We start from the raw sequence: 14,921 nt of genomic DNA on the forward strand, positions 1-14,921 counted from the left end.
GGCGCCGGTGGCGGGGGAGGGGTGGGTGGCGTCGGCGCCACGGGGGCGGCCAGCGCCGCGGTCACGCGCTGCAGCAGCGCGAGGGCGGCGGCGTCGCCGGGGGCGAGGGTGAGCGCACGGCTGCAGTGCTGCAGCGCCTCGGCCCCGCGGCCGCGCGCCAGCAGCAACTCGGCCACGTGGACCCGCAGCGGGACGTCGTCGGGGGCGGCGTCGACGGCCGCGAGCAGGCTCGTCAGCAGGGGGTCGGGCGTGTCGGTGCTCATCGCCGGCCAGTATCGCCCGTCCGGTTGCGGGCCGGTCGCGAGCGGGGCAGCCTGGGCCATCGCTGTCGCCTGCGCGCCGGCGGTGCGCCCTCCGCGCGGCAGGTGATCGATAACGACCCTGTTCCGTCCTGCGCCATCTGTTGACGATGACGCACCGGCGCCGCAAGGTTGCTCCACCAGACCGACTACCAGCGGGAGGGGGAAGGCCGCGGCGCATTCGGCCGCAGCCGACAGCCATGACCGTCCAGCAGACCCCGGGGAGTTCCTCGGAGACACCACCCTCGGAGCCGGACCACCCGATCACGCCCGAGGAGGCCGGCACCACCGCCGACCACCACTACCCGATCGACAAGGTGATCTTCGGGGTGGCCGCGGCGCTGGTCGTGGCGTTCATCGCCTGGGGCGTCATCTCGGTCGACTCGCTGTCGAGCGTCTCCAGCGCGGTCCTCGGCGCCATCATGGAAGGCGGTGGCTGGGCGTTCGTGCTCGCCGCCAGCGGCTTCGTGGTGTTCGCCCTGTGGGTCGCCTTCAGCAAGTACGGCAAGATCCCGCTGGGCGGCGACGCGGAGGCCCCGGAGTTCCGGACGGTCTCCTGGATCGCGATGATGTTCAGCGCCGGCATGGGCATCGGCCTGATGTTCTACGGCGTCGCCGAGCCGCTGTCGCACTTCACCAGCCCCCCGCCGGGCACCGTCGCGGCAGGCACACCCGAGGCGCTCGACGTCGCCATGGCGACCACGCTGTTCCACTGGACGCTGCACCCGTGGGCCATCTACGCGGTGGTGGGCCTGGCCATCGCCTACTCCACGTTCCGCCGCGGCCGCCGGCAGTTGATCAGCTCGGCGTTCGCGCCGCTGCTGGGCGAGTCGCGCACCGAGGGCGCCTTCGGGCGGGTCGTCGACATCCTGGCGATCTTCGCGACGCTGTTCGGGTCGGCCGCCTCGCTGGGCCTGGGCGCGCTGCAGATCGGCGCCGGCCTGGAGCTCAACGGCGTGCCCGAGGTCGGTGAGGCCCTCCTGGTGGCCATCATCGTCGTGCTGACGATCGCGTTCGTCGCCTCGGCCGTGTCCGGCGTGGCCAAGGGCATCCAGTGGCTGTCGAACATCAACATGGTGCTGGCCGGGGTGCTGGCGCTGGTGATCTTCGTCTTCGGGCCGACCGTGCTCATCCTCAACCTGCTGCCCACCGCCATCGGCGACTACTTCGGCGACCTGGCCCAGATGGCCGCGCGCACCGCGGCCACCGGCGGCGACGCCACCGCGGAGTGGCTGTCGGGCTGGACGGTCTTCTACTGGGCCTGGTGGATCTCCTGGACGCCGTTCGTCGGCATGTTCATCGCCCGCATCAGCCGCGGGCGCACGATCCGCCAGTTCGTGGTCGGCGTGCTGCTGATCCCGAGCACGGTCAGCCTCATCTGGTTCGCCGTCTTCGGCGGAGCCGCGATCAACCTGCAGCGCAGCGGCACCGACCTGGCCAGCCAGGACACCGAGGCCCAACTGTTCGGCCTGCTCGACTCGGTGCCGCTGGGCGGGGTCCTGGCGATCATCGCCATGCTGCTGGTGGCGATCTTCTTCGTGTCCGGCGCGGACGCGGCGTCGCTCGTCATGGGCACGCTGTCGCAGCGCGGCACGATCGAGCCGTCGCGCTGGGTGGTGATCTTCTGGGGCGTGGTGATGGGCGCCATCGCCGCGATCATGCTGATCGTCGGGGCGGGTGAGGGCGACGCGCTCACCGGCATCCAGACCATCACGATCATCTCGGCGGCGCCGTTCGCGATCGTGATGGTGGTGCTGTGCATCGCGCTGGCCAGGGACCTCTACCACGACCCGATGATGCGCCGGGAGCGGCGCTCCGCGGCCGCGGTCGTGCAGGCCGTGGAGTACGGCACCGACAAGTACGGCGACAAGTTCGTCGTGTCGGTCAAGCAGCACCCGGAGGGCAAGCCGCTGATCGTCGACCCGCTGCCCGAGGAGTCGAAGAAGAAGCCGGAGTGAGCGCCGGCTGAGTCCGGGCCCGGCACAGGGCACGAAGAGGGGGTCGGTCCGATCGGACCGACCCCCTCTTCGTGCGCCGGGTCAGCCGGAGCGGCGGGCACCCAGCACGACCACCGCGGCCAGCAGGGCCGGGATGGCCCACTCGACCTTGTGGATGGCGTCGGTGTTGGGCGGGTCGCCCGCGCCGAGCTTGGCGGTGCTCACGGTGGCCCCGAGCGCGGCGGTGGTCAGGCCGAGGCCGACGACCGAGCCGCGGCTGCGGGTGCTGGCGGCCATGCCCACGCTGCCCACGAGGTGGCTGAGGGCGGCGGCGCGGAAGATCGGGTTCCAGCGCGCCCAACCGGCGGAGGCCACGCGGTTGCGGTCGGCCGGGTCGACCTCGTCGGCGGCCGCGTTCAGCCCGGAGGCTCCCATCAGCGAGCCCCCGAACCAGGCGGCGGCGCCGACGTCGCGCAGCGTGCGGAGTGCGGTCGTGCGATCCATGTGTCTGTGCTCCCGGGGTGAGACTGCTGAGGCCGGGATCGTATCCAGCCACCGGGGACGACCTTCGGGGCCCGTGCGGCGGGGCGTGGTCGCCGTGACCGGGACGGGTGTCGCCGATCCGGGCGACCCGACCCCACGGCCCGACTCCTACTGGTAATGATTATCGTTTACTACCAGCGTGAGGGAACGACCACGGGAGGTTCGGTGCGCATCGCGTTCGTCGGCAAGGGCGGCAGCGGCAAGACCACGTCCGCCGCGCTGTTCAGCCGGTACCTGGCCGAGCGCGGCGACCGCGTGCTCGCCGTCGACGCCGACATCAACCAGCACCTCGGCCAGGCGCTCGGGCACGACGGCCCGCCACCGCGGGCGCTGGGCGCCGAGCTGGCCTGGCTCAAGGAGCACCTGCGCGGCACCAACCCGCGCATCCCGTCGGCCGGACAGATGATCAAGACGACCCCGCCGGGCAGCGGCTCGCGGCTGGTCGACCTCGACCCCGCGGGCGAGCTGCTCGCCCGGTGCTCGATCGACGTCGGCGGGGTGCGCCACCTGGTCACCGGCGAGTTCGACGAGGCCGACATCGGCGTGTCCTGCTACCACTCCAAGACCGGCGCCGTGGAGCTCTGGCTCAACCACCTCGTCGACGGCCCCGGCGAGTACGTCGTGGTCGACATGACCGCGGGCGCCGACGCGTTCGCCTCCGGGCTGTTCACCCGCTTCGACCTGACCGTGCTGGTCTGCGAGCCGACCCGGCGCGGCGTCGGCGTCTTCCGGCAGTACGCCGAGCACGCCGCGGGCCACGGGGTCGCGCTGGCCGTGCTCGGCAACAAGGTCACCGGCCCCGACGACGTCGACTACCTGCGCTCCCAGGTCGGCTCCGCGCTGCTGGGCTGGCTCGGCCAGTCCGCGTGGGTGCGGGCGGCCGAGCGCGGCGCCGTGGCCCCGGTCGCCGACCTGGAGCCGGAGAACCGCGCCGTGCTCGACGTGCTGCGCGCCCGCCTCGACGCCCGCGAGCGCGACTGGGCGGCCTACCACCGCGGCACCGTCGGGTTCCACCTGCGCAACGCCGCCGCCTGGGGCAACCGGGCGGCCGGCACCGATCTCGCGGCCCAGGTCGACCCGGACTTCGTGCCGGGCCGGCCGGTGCCCGCGTGAGCCCGGCCCGTCCACCCACCCAGGAGGTTCCCGTGTCCCTCGACGTCCCCACCGCCGTCCTCGACGAGGCGGCCCGCGGCGAGATCGACGACGCCACGTTCGTCGGCGTCGTCCGCGAGTCGCTGCCCTACGCCTGGCAGGTGGTCAGCGCCGCCGCCGACGACCTCGCCGCCCGCCCGGGCAGCGCCTTCGGCGAGCACGCCGTGCCGCCGCCGTCGGAGGCCGAGCGCGGCCAGCTGCTGCGCGCGCTGGCCAGCAACGCGATCCGCGGGGCGCTGGAGCGCCACTTCGGCGTGGCCCTGGCCTTCCAGAACTGCCACCGGATCGCCGCCTTCGCCCCGGACGCCGTCGGCAGCGCCGTCCACCGCGAGTTCGTCAGCTCCCGCGCCCAGGTCCTCAACCAGACCCCCGAGCTGCGCGACTGCTGACCCCGCGACCCGCGACCCCGCGACCCGAGTTCAGGAAAGCCACGATGCTGCCCGCAGCGGGCAGTATCGTGGCTTTCCTGAACCGGGCGGTGGCGGGTCAGTCGGCCAGGACGGCGGCGACGAGCGTGCGGGCGAGCCAGTCCTCGTAGTCGTCGTGGGACCACCCGCCGTCGCGCACCAGGCTCTCGTGCACGCCGGCGCTCATCAGCGCCACCGCGACGTCGACCGCGCGGTCGACGACCGGGTGCCCGCCGGCGCGGATGCGCTCCACCGCCATCTCGACGGCCAGCCGGTTGCGCCGTGCCCCCTCGGCCTCGGTCGCGGCGATGTCCGGGTCGGCCGCCGCGCCGGAGTGCAGGATGGCCACGATGTCGCCGCAGCGCTCCCGGACCTGGCGCGCGGCCCGGGCCAGCAGGCCGAGCAGCGCGGCGGGCTCGGACAGGCCCTCGGCCTCGGCCATCAGCTCGACCAGGCCGGCCTCCTCGTCGAGCAGGTCGACCAGCCCGCGCAGCACCCCGGCCTTGGAGCCGAAGTGGGCGTAGATGGTCTGCGGGGAGACGCCGGCCCGCTCGGCCAGCAGCCTGATCGGCGTGCGGGCGTACCCGCGCTCGGCGAACAGCTCGCGCGCGGCCCCGAGGATCGTGCGCAGCGTCAGCGCCTCCCGGCGGTCCCGCAGCCGGACGACGCCGGGCAGGTCGGTCGCCATGTACCCTCCTGCTGGAACGTTGTTCCAGTGAATGGATCGATGTACTGATCAGGAGGATAGCGATGACGGTGGACGAGGTCGTCTCCGAGCTGGAACGCGCGTGGAACGCAGGCGAGGCCGATGCGTGGGCGGCGTGCTTCGCCGAGGACGCGGAGTTCGTCGACGTGGTGGGTCGGGTCCAGCGGGGGCGGTCGGTGATCGCCGCGGAGCACCAGAAGATCTTCGACACCATCTACCGCGGCAGCCGCATCGAGATCAGGGCGGTGGCCCGCCGGCCGGTCGGCGACGCGCTGGTCGTGCGGACCGAGTCGACGCTGGACGTGCCAGCGGGGCCGCGCGCCGGCACCACCCGCGCGATCCAGACCAAGGTCTTCCGCGACGGCGAGATCGTCGCGTTCCACAACACCGTCCGCATCGACGGCGCCGCCTTCGCGGGCCACGACGAGGAGTTGGCCGCCCGCAAGCCGCTCGGCTGGGGCGACCGCCCCGAATAGGCGCGGTCTGACCGCGGCCCGTCCCGGACATGACAGTGCCCCGGACCGGATCGGTCCGGGGCACCGCCGTGCGTCAGGCCGTCACTCGGCGAGCAGCCGGTAGATCGTCTTGCGGGCCTCGGCCAGCGCGGTGCCGGCCGCGGTGATCTGCTCCGGCGTGCCGGCGCCGAGCACCTGCTGGGTGGCCGCGTGCAGCTGTGCGAGCTGCTCCCACAGCGCCACGCCCTCGTCGTCGGCGTCGCCGCTGACCGCCGCCCACACCGCGTCGAGCTCGGCGCGGTGCTCCTCGACGAACGCGGTGCCGGGCTCGGTCAGGTGCACGACGCGACGCCCGTCGGCGTTCTCCACGCGCACCAGGCCCTCGTCCTGCAGCTGCGAGAGCGTCGGGTACACCGAGCCCGGGCTGGGGCGCCACGCCCCGCCGGAGCGCTCGGCGATCTCCTGGATGATCTCGTAGCCGTGCCGGGGCTGCTCGGAGACGAGCGCGAGCACCGCCAGGCGGATGTCGCCGCGGGCCGTGCGCCGTCCGCGCCGCCCGCGGGGGCCGGGGAACCGGCCGCGCGGACCGCCCGGCCCGAAGCCCGGGCCGAACGGCGGCATGGGCGGGACCGGAGGGCCGTGCCGGCGCCCGCGCCTGCCGGGGCCGTGGCCGCGGACGTGGTGCGGGCCGATCTCCTCTTCTTCGACCGGTCCGAACGGCGGCGGCGGGGCCATCGGGCCGTCGGCCGGCCCGGAGAACGTGTGGCGGCCGAAGCGTCGGTTACGGAACCGGCGGGGGCCGTCTTCGGGGTTCGTGCTGGTCATGGTGTGTCTCCTCGGGTCTGCGAACTCGGCTGCTCCGATAGCATCCGATCAGCTCGTGTGCCATCACGATATATCGCGATAGTGCAGACGAAAAGGTGACGTCGGTCACAACCGCTTGCGTGGCTGCGTCAGTCCTGGTGCCAGCGCGGCGACGTGATGCGCGGCGGCAGCAGCCGGGCCCGCACGTGCACCAGGTGGGGGCGTCCGCCGGCGACCGCGGCCGCCAGCGGCGCGGCGAGGTCGTCGACGCGGTCCACCGCTGTCGAGGCCACGCCGAACGACGCCGCGAGCGCGGGGAAGTCGGGAGTGACCAGGTCGACGCCCACCTCGGGGTGCCCGGCCACCACCTGGTCGTAGCGCAGCATCCCGTAGCCGGCGTCGTCGACGACCAGGACCGTGACCGGGAGCCGCTGCTGGACCAGCGTGGCCAGTTCGCCGAGCGCCATCATCAGGCCGCCGTCGCCGCACACCGCCAGCACCGGGTGGCCCGCCGCCGCCGGGCCGATGGACGCCGGGAGCCCGAACCCGAGCGTGCCCCAGCCCACCGGGTAGGCCAGCCGCCGCGGTCCGGGCGCGGCGGCGTACCCGCCGACCCAGTAGCCGGCCACGGCCATGTCGCAGACCAGCACCGTGTCCGGCGTGCGGGCCGACTCGACCGCCTCCACCAGCGCCACCGCCTCGGCGGTGGCCGGGTCGGCGGCGAGGCGGGCCAGCGCGGTGGCGCGAAGGTCGGGCTTGGCCCACGCCGGGCGGGCCGGCAGCCGCTCGACCAGCCCGCGCAGCGCCTCCCCGAGCTTGCCGGTGACCGCGGCGTCCGGGCGCCACTCCGGCTGCTCGACGGGCGCCGGGTCGATCGTGACGAGCGCGGGCGGTCGCGGCATCGTCCAGTTGCGGGTGTTCATGCCGTCCAGGTCGCCGCCCACGGCCAGCAGCACCTCGGCCGACCCGATCAGCTCGGCGGCCTCCGGCTCGTGCGGGGGCAGCCCGAGCGCGGTCGGGTGGTCGGTGGGCGGCACACCGCGGCCCTGGAACGTCGACACCACCGGGGCCCCGATGTGGGCGGCGAGCCCGGCCACCGAGGGCTCGACGTCCAGCGCGCCGCCGCCGGCCCAGATCACCACCCGCCGCCCGCGCAGCACCTCGGCCGCCGCGTCGATCTCGGCGGCGGCCGGGTCGGGCTCGTGCCAGCCCTCGGCGTGCCCGAGCGGCTCGGCGGGCTGCCCGAGGACGTCGGCGGGGATGTCGAGGTAGACCGGCCCGCGCGGGTGGCGCATCGCGGCGGCGACCGCCTCGTCGAGCACGGCGGCCACCTCGGTCGGCGTGCGCGGCGTGAACACCGCCCTGGCCAACGGCGCGAACAGCGCGGCCTGGTCGCGCGACTCGTGCAGCACCCCGCGCAGCCGCCCGGGTCGGCGCAGCGCCTGCGGGATCTCCGAGGCCACCAGCAGCACCGGCGAGCTCGCCGCGGCCGCTTCGCCGAAGGCCGCCACGGCGTTCGCCGCGCCCGGGCCGGTGGTGACCACCGCGGCGCCGAGCCCACCCGTGGCGCGCGCCCACCCGTCGGCGGCGTAGACGGCGGCCTGCTCGTGGCGCACCACGACCGGTGCACGCCCGTCCGCGGCGCGCCAGAAGGCGAGGTTGTGCACGCCGGGCAGGCCGAAGACGGTCCGCGCGCCGTGCCGGGCGACCACGTCCAGCACCTGCTCCGCCACGATCACGGCCCGCACGCTACCCGTCGCCGGGTCCCTCGGCGGCGGCTTCGGCCGACAGCCTGCGCGTCTGCTCGCGCAGCACCCGGATCGTCTTGACCAGGTAGTCCTGGATCGCGCGGATCTGCTGCTCGTCGTAGTCGCCTCCGAAGCCGGCCATGGCCGCGCCCAGGTCGCGGAAGATCCCCGAGAGGTCGGGGCGCCCCGGCGCGGACACCGGCACGATCACCACGCGCCTGCGGTCGGCGGGGTCGCGCGTGCGGCGCACGTGCCCGGCCGACTCGAGCCGGTCGACCAGCCCGGTGACCGCGCCGGGGGACAGGCCCGTGCGCTGGGCCAGCTCGCCCGCGGTCAGCGACCCGGCCCGGGAGACGACGCCCAGCGCGCGGTGGTCGGCCGCGCTGAGGCCGAGCCGCTGGGCCACCGCCTCGTGGAAGAGCACGACCGCGGTGCTCAGCTCCCACCCGAGGTCTTCCCCGCGCTGCCCGGTCCCGTCCTGCGCCATGGTCCGATCCTCCACCCCGACAGTTGCTTCGGTCGACCGAAAGTTTTAGTGTGGCGAAGTAATAGCCGATCGAGCGGGGGAGAAGGACGATGCCGACCACGACCGGGAACGACGGGAGCGTGCGACTCGCGCGCGAAGTGCTGGCCGAGGCGTGGCACCGGTACCGCCGCCACCTGCTGCCCGTCGTCGGGCTGTCCCTGGTCGGATCGGCGCAGCGGGCGCTCGTGCAGTTCGTGGGCGACGACCTGGCGGCGCCGGCGGCGTTCGCCCTCGAAGCCGTGACGTGGGGCAGCCGGCTCCTGCTCGTCGTGCTGCTGTGGCGCTGGACCATCGGGTCCGACGCCCGCCTGCGCGACGTGGACCTGTCCGAGTGCGTCCGTCGGCTGGGCCGCTACGCCCGCCGGCAGTGGCCGGCGCTGCTGCTGCAGTTCGCCGGCCTGGGCGTCGCCTCGCTCGTCTTCGACACGATCCCCGACCTGCTGGTCGCTCCGCTGGTGCCGCCGTCCGGCCAGGCCGTCTACTGGGCGGTGCTGCTCGCGGTCAAGAACCCGACGATCATCGCGTTCTCGATGGTCTGGATGTTCGCGCTGCTGCACCAGGCACTGGTCCGCGGCGCCGACCACCGGGCGGGCGACGACGGGAAGCTCCTGTCCGAGCGGCCGGCCGCCGGGTAGCGTCCGGGCGGGACCGGTGGCGCGGGAACTCCGCGTCGCGCCCGTTCGTCGGACGGGCGAGGGCCGAAGGGGGCAGACGATGGTGCTGAGGATTCTGGGGATCGCGCTCGCGATCTGGATCGTGATCTCGGTCCTGGGGGCGATCTTCAAGTTCCTGACCACGGCCCTGGTGATCGGCGCGGTGGTGTTCCTCGGCTTCGCCGCCTACACCGCGATCAGGAACCGGTCCAACCGCTCGATCGGGTCGTAGCGGCTACGGCCGCGCCGGCCGGCCCGCCGCTCAGCGCCGGGTGCCGGCGCAGGCGCGGGTCAGGTAGTCCGACACCTTCTCCCCGGCCGCGGCCAGGGAAGCGGAGTCCAGCCGCCCGCCCAGGGTCGGGTCGGCGTTCGCCGCACGCCCGTCGCCACCGCTGGCCAGCAGCGCGTCGAGCTGCAGGTCGACCGCGTCGACGGTCTGCTGGACGTCGCCGCGGAGCTCCGGCGGCGCGGCCATCACCAGGTCGACCCCGCTGCGACGCACCGCGTCGACCGCGCGTACCAACTCGTCGCGCTCCGGTTGCCCGGCGGCGACCAGCCGGTTCAGCGGGCCGATCGCCGCGCTGTTGGCCCGCGACGCCGCGCAGAAGGGGTCCTCGACCGGTGGCCGCCGGTCGGTGCTCGCCGACGCGGAGCGGGCGTCGCTGTCGGCCACCGAGCTGCCCAGCCCGCAGCCGGTCACCGCCCCGACCAGCAGGAGGGCGCAGATGAGCGGCGCGGCGAGCCGGCCGCGGCGCGAGCTGAACGGCATGCGGACTCCACGAACGGACGGCGGCGGTCCGCGAAGGGTAGCGGCCGGCCCGGTTGAGCACTGTGAAGCACTGTGAAGCAATGCGGAGCCCTGTGAAGCCCTGGGAAGCACCGGAAGCCGACCGACCGGTCGGGCGACCCCTCGCCCGACGTCCGGGGGCCGACGATGGTAGGCATCCGCCGTGGGAACGATGCGCGTGATCACCCAGCTGTCCACCGGCGGCCCCGAGGTGCTGGAGCTGGGCGAGGCCGAGGTGCCCGCGCCGCTGCCCACCGAGATCCGCGTGCGGGTCGCCGCCGCCGGCGTCAACCCCGTCGACTGGAAGACCCGCGCCGGGGCGGGGATGGCCGCCGTGCTGGGACCGCCCCCGTTCACCGTCGGCTGGGACGTCGCCGGCACGGTCGACGCCGTCGGCGCCGGCGTCACCCGGTTCGCCGTCGGCGACGCGGTGTTCGGCATGCCGTGGTTCCCGCGCGCGGCCGGCGCCTACGCCGAGTTCATCACCGCGCCCTCGCGCCACTTCGCCCACCGGCCGGCCGGGCTCTCCGAGGTCGAGGCCGGCGCGCTGCCCCTGGCCGGGCTGACGGCGTGGCAGTCGCTGGTCGACGTCGCGCACGTCCAGCCGGGGGAGCGGGTGCTCGTGCACGCCGCGGCGGGCGGCGTGGGCCACCTCGCCGTGCAGATCGCCAAGGCCCGTGGGGCGTACGTGATCGGCACCGCCTCGGTCTCCAAGCACGACCTGCTGCACGACCTGGGCGTCGACGAGGCGGTCGACTACCGCGCCGAGGCGTTCGAGCGGGCGGTGGACGAGCCGGTCGACCTCGTCATCGACCTGGTCGGCGGGGAGACCTCGGTGCGCTCGCTGGACGTGCTCGCCGGGGCCGGGCGGATGGTGTGCCTGCCTTCGGCCGGGGCCGCCGACGTGGTGGCCGCGGCCGCGGAGCGCGACCTGCGGGCCACCGGCATGCTCGTCGAGCCCGACGGCGACGGCCTGGAGGAGTTGGCCCGCCTCGTCGACGACCGCAGGCTGCGGGTGCTGGTGGCCGAGACGTTCCCGCTGGAGCGCGCGTCGCACGCGCACCGCGCCGGGGAGTTCGGCCACACCTCCGGCAAGCTGGTGCTCACCGTCTGAGGCGACCGGCCCGGCTCAGCGGGCCGCGGCCTCCCTGGCCTCGGAGACCACGTCCCGGACCCGCTCGCGCACCCCGCGCAGCTCGCTCAGGTAGAACCAGTAGTCGGGGTGCGGCCCGGTGAGCCGGTCCTGCGCGTTCTGCAGCCGCACCGACTGGGCGTCCAGGACGGGGCCGAACCGGCCGACCAGGCCGCGGTCGACCACCAGGCGCTGCGCGTCGCGCAGCACGAAGCGCGCGTCGGCGGCCTCCTTGGACGGGTCCTCGCGCACGGCGCGCAGCTCGGCCAGCCGGTCGGTCACCGACTCGTGGTGGTGCTCGGCGCGGCCCAGCGCCGCGCGCGCCTCGGTGACCCGGTCGGCGGCGTCGTCCCACTCGCCCTCGTCGGCGGCCCGCCGGGCCTGCGCGATCACCACGTCGGCCTCGGCGACCGCCTCCGCGGCGGCGCGCTCGGCCCCGGTGAGGTCGCGCGAGCACGGCTCGGAGAACTCCCGCCGCAGCGCCGACATCGCCGGCTCGATCCGCTCGACCTTGGTCCCGACGGCGCTGCGCCGGGTGGCGATGCTGACCAGCGCCGTGCGCACGGACTGCGCGGTGCGCGGCGCCTCCTCGGCCAGCGTGGTGGCCGAGCGGGCCAGGTCGATGGTGCGTTGGGTGGCCGCGCTGAGCTCGCGCAGCCCGAGCGAGGGATCGTCCAGCGCGACCGCTTCCCGCTCCGCGTCGGCCAACTGCCGCGCGGCCCGCCGCGAGCGGAAGCCCTCCGCCTCGGCCCGCTGCACCGCCGCGCGGGCGGTGACCACCACCGTGCGCGCCTCCTGGACCGCGCGGGGCAGGCCGGCCAGCGCGAACGCGGCCTCGTCGAGCACCCGGGCGTGCTCGTCGCGGAAGCGGCGGATGACCTGGCGGGCGCGCTCGATCTCGCGCAGGGCGCGCTCGTCGGCGGCCTTGCCGCCGCTGGTCGGGCGGCCGTCGACGATCGGGTAGTCACGCGTGGCGGTCAGGTAGGCCTCGGTGGCGGCGTCGCCGACCGCGGCCACGTCGGCCCACGCCCGGCCCAGCCGGCGGGCGGTGCCCATCTCCTCGGCGGCGCGCACCGCCTCGGCCGCGGCGCGCTGCTCGTCGTCGAGGGCCAGGAAGCCCTGGGTCGCGGCGTTGCGCGCCGCGAGCGCGGACGCGTCGGCCGCGTCGTCCCTGCGGTCAGACCTGCGGAACACCTCGCTCCCCTCACGCGCCCAGTGCCCCGAACCTACCGGGCGGGGACCGCTCTCCGCCGCCGCTGGAGACGATGATCCGACTTCCGCGGGTGCCGCGCGGTCGAGGCCGTTCGGGTGCGGCAGCGGCCCACCGGCCGGGTGAACAGTCGACGCAAAACGACATGCGATGGTCGCGTCGAGTGACAGGGCGCACGGTCGAGTGCGTCCCGGTGTCTACCATCGACGTCGATGCCCCGGGATCTCGACGTCCAGCTGCTCGAGTCGGTCGCGGTACGCCGCGGCCGGCTCCGCGAAGCGCTGATCTGGGGCCGGGAGCGGCGGGTGCGGTCCACGGTCGACAACCTCAAGCGCCTCGCCGTGGGCGTGGTCCTCGCCGCGGTGGCCTCGGCGGGCTGCGTGGGCTGGTCGTTCGTCCAGGACCTGCTCGCCCAGCAGCAGGCCGCGCGCCAGCAGCAACAGCAGCAGGTCGTCTCCCCGGGGGTGCCGCGATGACGGCCACGCTGCCCCCCACCGGTCCGCCGGGGCAGGCCCCGCGCACCGCCCGGCTCACCCGCCTCACGCTCAGCGGCAGCCACCGCCGCGCCGACCTGGTGCTCCCGTCCGACGAGCCCGTCGGGCTGCTGGTGCCCGACCTGGTCGCCATGGTCGGCGGCGGCGCAGCGCCCGGCGCCGACCCGCACGGCTACCAGCTCACCACCGTCGACGGCGTCGCCCTCGACCTGTCGGCCAGCCTGCGCGACGCGGGCGTCCCGGACGGCGCCCTGGTCCGGCTCGACCCGATCACCGAGTCACCGCCCGCGCCGATCCTGCACGACGTCGCCGAGCACGTCTCCGACGACCTCGACCACAGGTCGGGCCGGTGGGGCCCGGCCGCCCTGCGCTGGACGGCGACCGTCGTCGCGGTCGTCGCCGCGCTCGTCGCCGCGCTGCTGACCGCCCCGGCGACCGGTCCCGTACCGCTGCTGGCGGCCGGGGCGGGGCTGGCGGCGGTGGGCGTGCTGCTCGCGCTGACCGGGCGCCGCCCGGCCGGCACCACCGTGCTGCTCACCGGCGCGGCCGCGGCCGTCGTGGCCGTCCCGCTCACCACCCCGCTCGTCGGGCTGCGCTCCGTGGGCTGGGCGCTGGTGGTCGCGGTGGTCGTCGTGCTGATCGGGACCACGACCGGGCAGCGGCGGGCCGGGTTCATCGGCGGCGGTGCGCTGCTGGCCCAGCTGGGCACCTGGTACCTGCTCGACGCCATCGGGATGCCGATCGAGCAGGTCGCCGCGGTGCTGGCGATCGTGGCCGTCGCCGGGCTGGGCGTGCTGCCCCGGCTGGCCGTCATCGCCTCCGGGCTGGCCGGCCTGGACGACCGGCAGGCCGCCGACGAGCCCGTCACCCGCGTCGCGGCCACCGCCGCCGTGCTCGCCGCGCACCGCGGCCTGGCGATGGCGTGCGTGGCCACGGCGGTGTCCGCCGCGGTGGCCGGCTGGGTGCTGGCCGCGGCGGGCTCCGGGTGGACGTCGGCGCTGGCCGGGCTGACGGCCGCGGCCGTGCTGATCCGGCTGCGCGCCTTCCCGCTGACCGTGGAGGTCGTGGCGCTGGTGGGGGCGAGCGTCGTGATCGCGATCGGGCTGCTGACCAGCTGGATGGCGACCGCCCCCGACCGGTGGTGGGCGGGCGCGCTCGTCGCCGGCGCCGTCGCGGTGGGCGCGGTCGTGCTGCTCGACGTCCGACCCCGCCCGCACGTGCGCGCGCGGGCCCGCCAGGTCGCCGACCGCGTCGAAGGGCTCGTCGTGGTGGCCACCGTACCGGTCGCCGTCGGCGTCTTCGGCGTGTACGAGCGCCTCCTGAACACCTTCTGACGACCGGGGACCATGTCTTCCGCAGCTTCGCACCGGGCACACGACCCGCTGTCCGCCCAGGCCGGGCCGGGCGGCGGGGCGGAGCTGCCCGGGCCCGCCACGCCGCTCGCCCCGTCCGGGGCCGGCACCCGGCCCCGCCACCGGCTGCGGGACACGGGGGAGCAGCCACCGGTCCGGGCACCGGACGCCGCACGGGACCCAGTGCCGGAGTCAGTGCCGGACCCAGTGCCGGACCCAGTGCCGGACCCAGTGCCGGACCCAGTGCCGGACCCAGTGCCGTCCGTCCCCCCGTCCGTCGCGCCGCCGCTGATCCCGATCCCCGTCTTCGACGTGCCCGAGGTCCGCGTCCCGCCCGTCGCCGACGCCACCGGTCCGGTCCCGGTTCCGGCGGCGGCCGCGTCCGCCGACCCGCCCCGGCGCGACCCCGACCGCACCGACCCGATGCGGGGGTCCCCCGCCGACGCGACCGGCTCGGGCCGGTTCCGGCGGGCACCGGACAACCCGCTGTTCACTGACAGCTCCGAGCCATGGGCCGAGCCCCCACCCCGGCCGACCGCGGACACCCCCGATCCGCTCACCGCCGCCGCCTCCGGGCCGCCCCGTCCCGAGCCCCGACCAGGGCCCCGCCCCGACCCGTCGCCGGGCCCCGGCGAGCGCGCCACCGAGCGCGTGCGACCCCCGCGTGTGCCGCCGCCCCGCCCGTCCCCGTCCCCGGCACCGCGGGCGGCACCCCC

The 14,921-nt window shown here is 75.7% G+C and carries 17 protein-coding genes and 1 pseudogene; 10 read left to right on the forward strand and 8 right to left on the reverse strand.

Annotated elements, in window-relative coordinates; genetic code table 11:
* Positions 1-263 (reverse strand): tetratricopeptide repeat protein (locus KIK08_RS31570; RefSeq protein WP_328516857.1); only part of this gene is annotated, 263 nt, incomplete at its 3' end.
* A 236-nt stretch (positions 264-499) separates the two neighbouring features.
* Here KIK08_RS31570 and KIK08_RS31575 point away from each other — a divergent pair.
* On the forward strand, positions 500-2,257 hold the full coding sequence (locus tag KIK08_RS31575; protein ID WP_214406969.1) for a BCCT family transporter: 1,758 nt from the start codon (positions 500-502) through the stop codon (positions 2,255-2,257).
* A gap of 81 nt (positions 2,258-2,338) precedes the next feature.
* On the opposite strand, the gene KIK08_RS31580 is transcribed toward KIK08_RS31575, so the two are convergent.
* Positions 2,339-2,740, reverse strand: coding sequence for a hypothetical protein (locus KIK08_RS31580; protein ID WP_214406970.1), 402 nt, complete (start codon positions 2,738-2,740; stop codon positions 2,339-2,341).
* Positions 2,741-2,944: 204 nt separating this feature from the next.
* On the opposite strand from KIK08_RS31580, the gene KIK08_RS31585 reads away from it, so the two are divergent.
* Together KIK08_RS31585 and KIK08_RS31590 are read left to right on the forward strand one after the other, a co-directional pair.
* Positions 2,945-3,892: an ATP-binding protein gene (locus tag KIK08_RS31585; RefSeq protein WP_214406971.1), complete on the forward strand. Its 948-nt coding sequence runs from the start codon at positions 2,945-2,947 to the stop codon at positions 3,890-3,892.
* A gap of 32 nt (positions 3,893-3,924) precedes the next feature.
* Positions 3,925-4,320 carry an SCO5389 family protein gene (locus KIK08_RS31590; RefSeq protein ID WP_214406972.1) on the forward strand — a complete coding sequence of 132 codons (396 nt, stop codon included), beginning with the start codon at positions 3,925-3,927 and terminating at the stop codon, positions 4,318-4,320.
* Between the two features lie 97 nt (positions 4,321-4,417).
* Here KIK08_RS31590 and KIK08_RS31595 read toward each other — a convergent pair whose 3' ends face one another.
* Positions 4,418-5,026, reverse strand: coding sequence for a TetR/AcrR family transcriptional regulator (locus KIK08_RS31595; protein WP_214406973.1), 609 nt, complete (start codon positions 5,024-5,026; stop codon positions 4,418-4,420).
* Between the two features lie 62 nt (positions 5,027-5,088).
* On the opposite strand from KIK08_RS31595, the gene KIK08_RS31600 reads away from it, so the two are divergent.
* Positions 5,089-5,520, forward strand: a complete 432-nt coding sequence (locus KIK08_RS31600; protein WP_214406974.1) for an SgcJ/EcaC family oxidoreductase — start codon at positions 5,089-5,091, stop codon at positions 5,518-5,520.
* A gap of 81 nt (positions 5,521-5,601) precedes the next feature.
* Here the strand turns inward: KIK08_RS31600 and KIK08_RS40570 are convergent, their stop codons facing one another.
* From KIK08_RS40570 to KIK08_RS31615, 3 genes are all read right to left on the reverse strand, one after another.
* The gene (locus tag KIK08_RS40570) at positions 5,602-6,324 is read right to left on the reverse strand and encodes a PadR family transcriptional regulator (RefSeq protein WP_250558233.1); all 723 of its coding nucleotides are present in this window, start codon (positions 6,322-6,324) and stop codon (positions 5,602-5,604) included.
* Between the two features lie 128 nt (positions 6,325-6,452).
* Entirely contained in the window at positions 6,453-8,042 is a 1,590-nt protein-coding gene (locus tag KIK08_RS42035) for a thiamine pyrophosphate-binding protein (protein WP_214406975.1), read from the reverse strand.
* A 10-nt stretch (positions 8,043-8,052) separates the two neighbouring features.
* Positions 8,053-8,538, reverse strand: coding sequence for a MarR family winged helix-turn-helix transcriptional regulator (locus KIK08_RS31615; protein ID WP_214406976.1), 486 nt, complete (start codon positions 8,536-8,538; stop codon positions 8,053-8,055).
* A gap of 89 nt (positions 8,539-8,627) precedes the next feature.
* Between KIK08_RS31615 and KIK08_RS31620 the strand changes: the two genes are divergently transcribed.
* Together KIK08_RS31620 and KIK08_RS31625 are read left to right on the forward strand one after the other, a co-directional pair.
* On the forward strand, positions 8,628-9,212 hold the full coding sequence (locus KIK08_RS31620; protein ID WP_214406977.1) for a hypothetical protein: 585 nt from the start codon (positions 8,628-8,630) through the stop codon (positions 9,210-9,212).
* Between the two features lie 79 nt (positions 9,213-9,291).
* Positions 9,292-9,462 carry a hypothetical protein gene (locus KIK08_RS31625; protein ID WP_214406978.1) on the forward strand — a complete coding sequence of 57 codons (171 nt, stop codon included), beginning with the start codon at positions 9,292-9,294 and terminating at the stop codon, positions 9,460-9,462.
* A 30-nt stretch (positions 9,463-9,492) separates the two neighbouring features.
* On the opposite strand, the gene KIK08_RS31630 is transcribed toward KIK08_RS31625, so the two are convergent.
* Entirely contained in the window at positions 9,493-9,999 is a 507-nt protein-coding gene (locus KIK08_RS31630; RefSeq protein ID WP_214406979.1) for a hypothetical protein, read from the reverse strand.
* Between the two features lie 190 nt (positions 10,000-10,189).
* Here KIK08_RS31630 and KIK08_RS31635 point away from each other — a divergent pair, with 190 nt between their 5' ends.
* Positions 10,190-11,131, forward strand: a complete 942-nt coding sequence (locus KIK08_RS31635; RefSeq protein WP_214406984.1) for an NADP-dependent oxidoreductase — start codon at positions 10,190-10,192, stop codon at positions 11,129-11,131.
* 15 nt (positions 11,132-11,146) lie between these two features.
* Here KIK08_RS31635 and KIK08_RS31640 read toward each other — a convergent pair whose 3' ends face one another.
* Positions 11,147-12,343, reverse strand: a complete 1,197-nt coding sequence (locus KIK08_RS31640) for a hypothetical protein (protein WP_214406980.1) — start codon at positions 12,341-12,343, stop codon at positions 11,147-11,149.
* A 228-nt stretch (positions 12,344-12,571) separates the two neighbouring features.
* Between KIK08_RS31640 and KIK08_RS31645 the strand changes: the two genes are divergently transcribed.
* From KIK08_RS31645 to KIK08_RS31655, 3 genes and pseudogenes are all read left to right on the forward strand, one after another.
* Positions 12,572-12,835: a hypothetical protein gene (locus KIK08_RS31645; RefSeq protein ID WP_214406981.1), complete on the forward strand. Its 264-nt coding sequence runs from the start codon at positions 12,572-12,574 to the stop codon at positions 12,833-12,835.
* Positions 12,832-14,187 (forward strand): type VII secretion integral membrane protein EccD, encoded by a 1,356-nt coding sequence (gene eccD / locus KIK08_RS31650; protein WP_214406982.1) that lies wholly within the window; start codon positions 12,832-12,834, stop codon positions 14,185-14,187. The genes KIK08_RS31645 and eccD overlap by 4 nt, the downstream gene beginning before the upstream one ends.
* Before the next feature lie 273 nt (positions 14,188-14,460).
* A pseudogene (locus tag KIK08_RS31655) lies at positions 14,461-14,921 on the forward strand (hypothetical protein); the annotation flags it as partial.

Origin of the sequence: Pseudonocardia lacus (assembly GCF_018531445.1) — a bacterium.
Classification (GTDB): domain Bacteria; phylum Actinomycetota; class Actinomycetes; order Mycobacteriales; family Pseudonocardiaceae; genus Pseudonocardia; species Pseudonocardia lacus.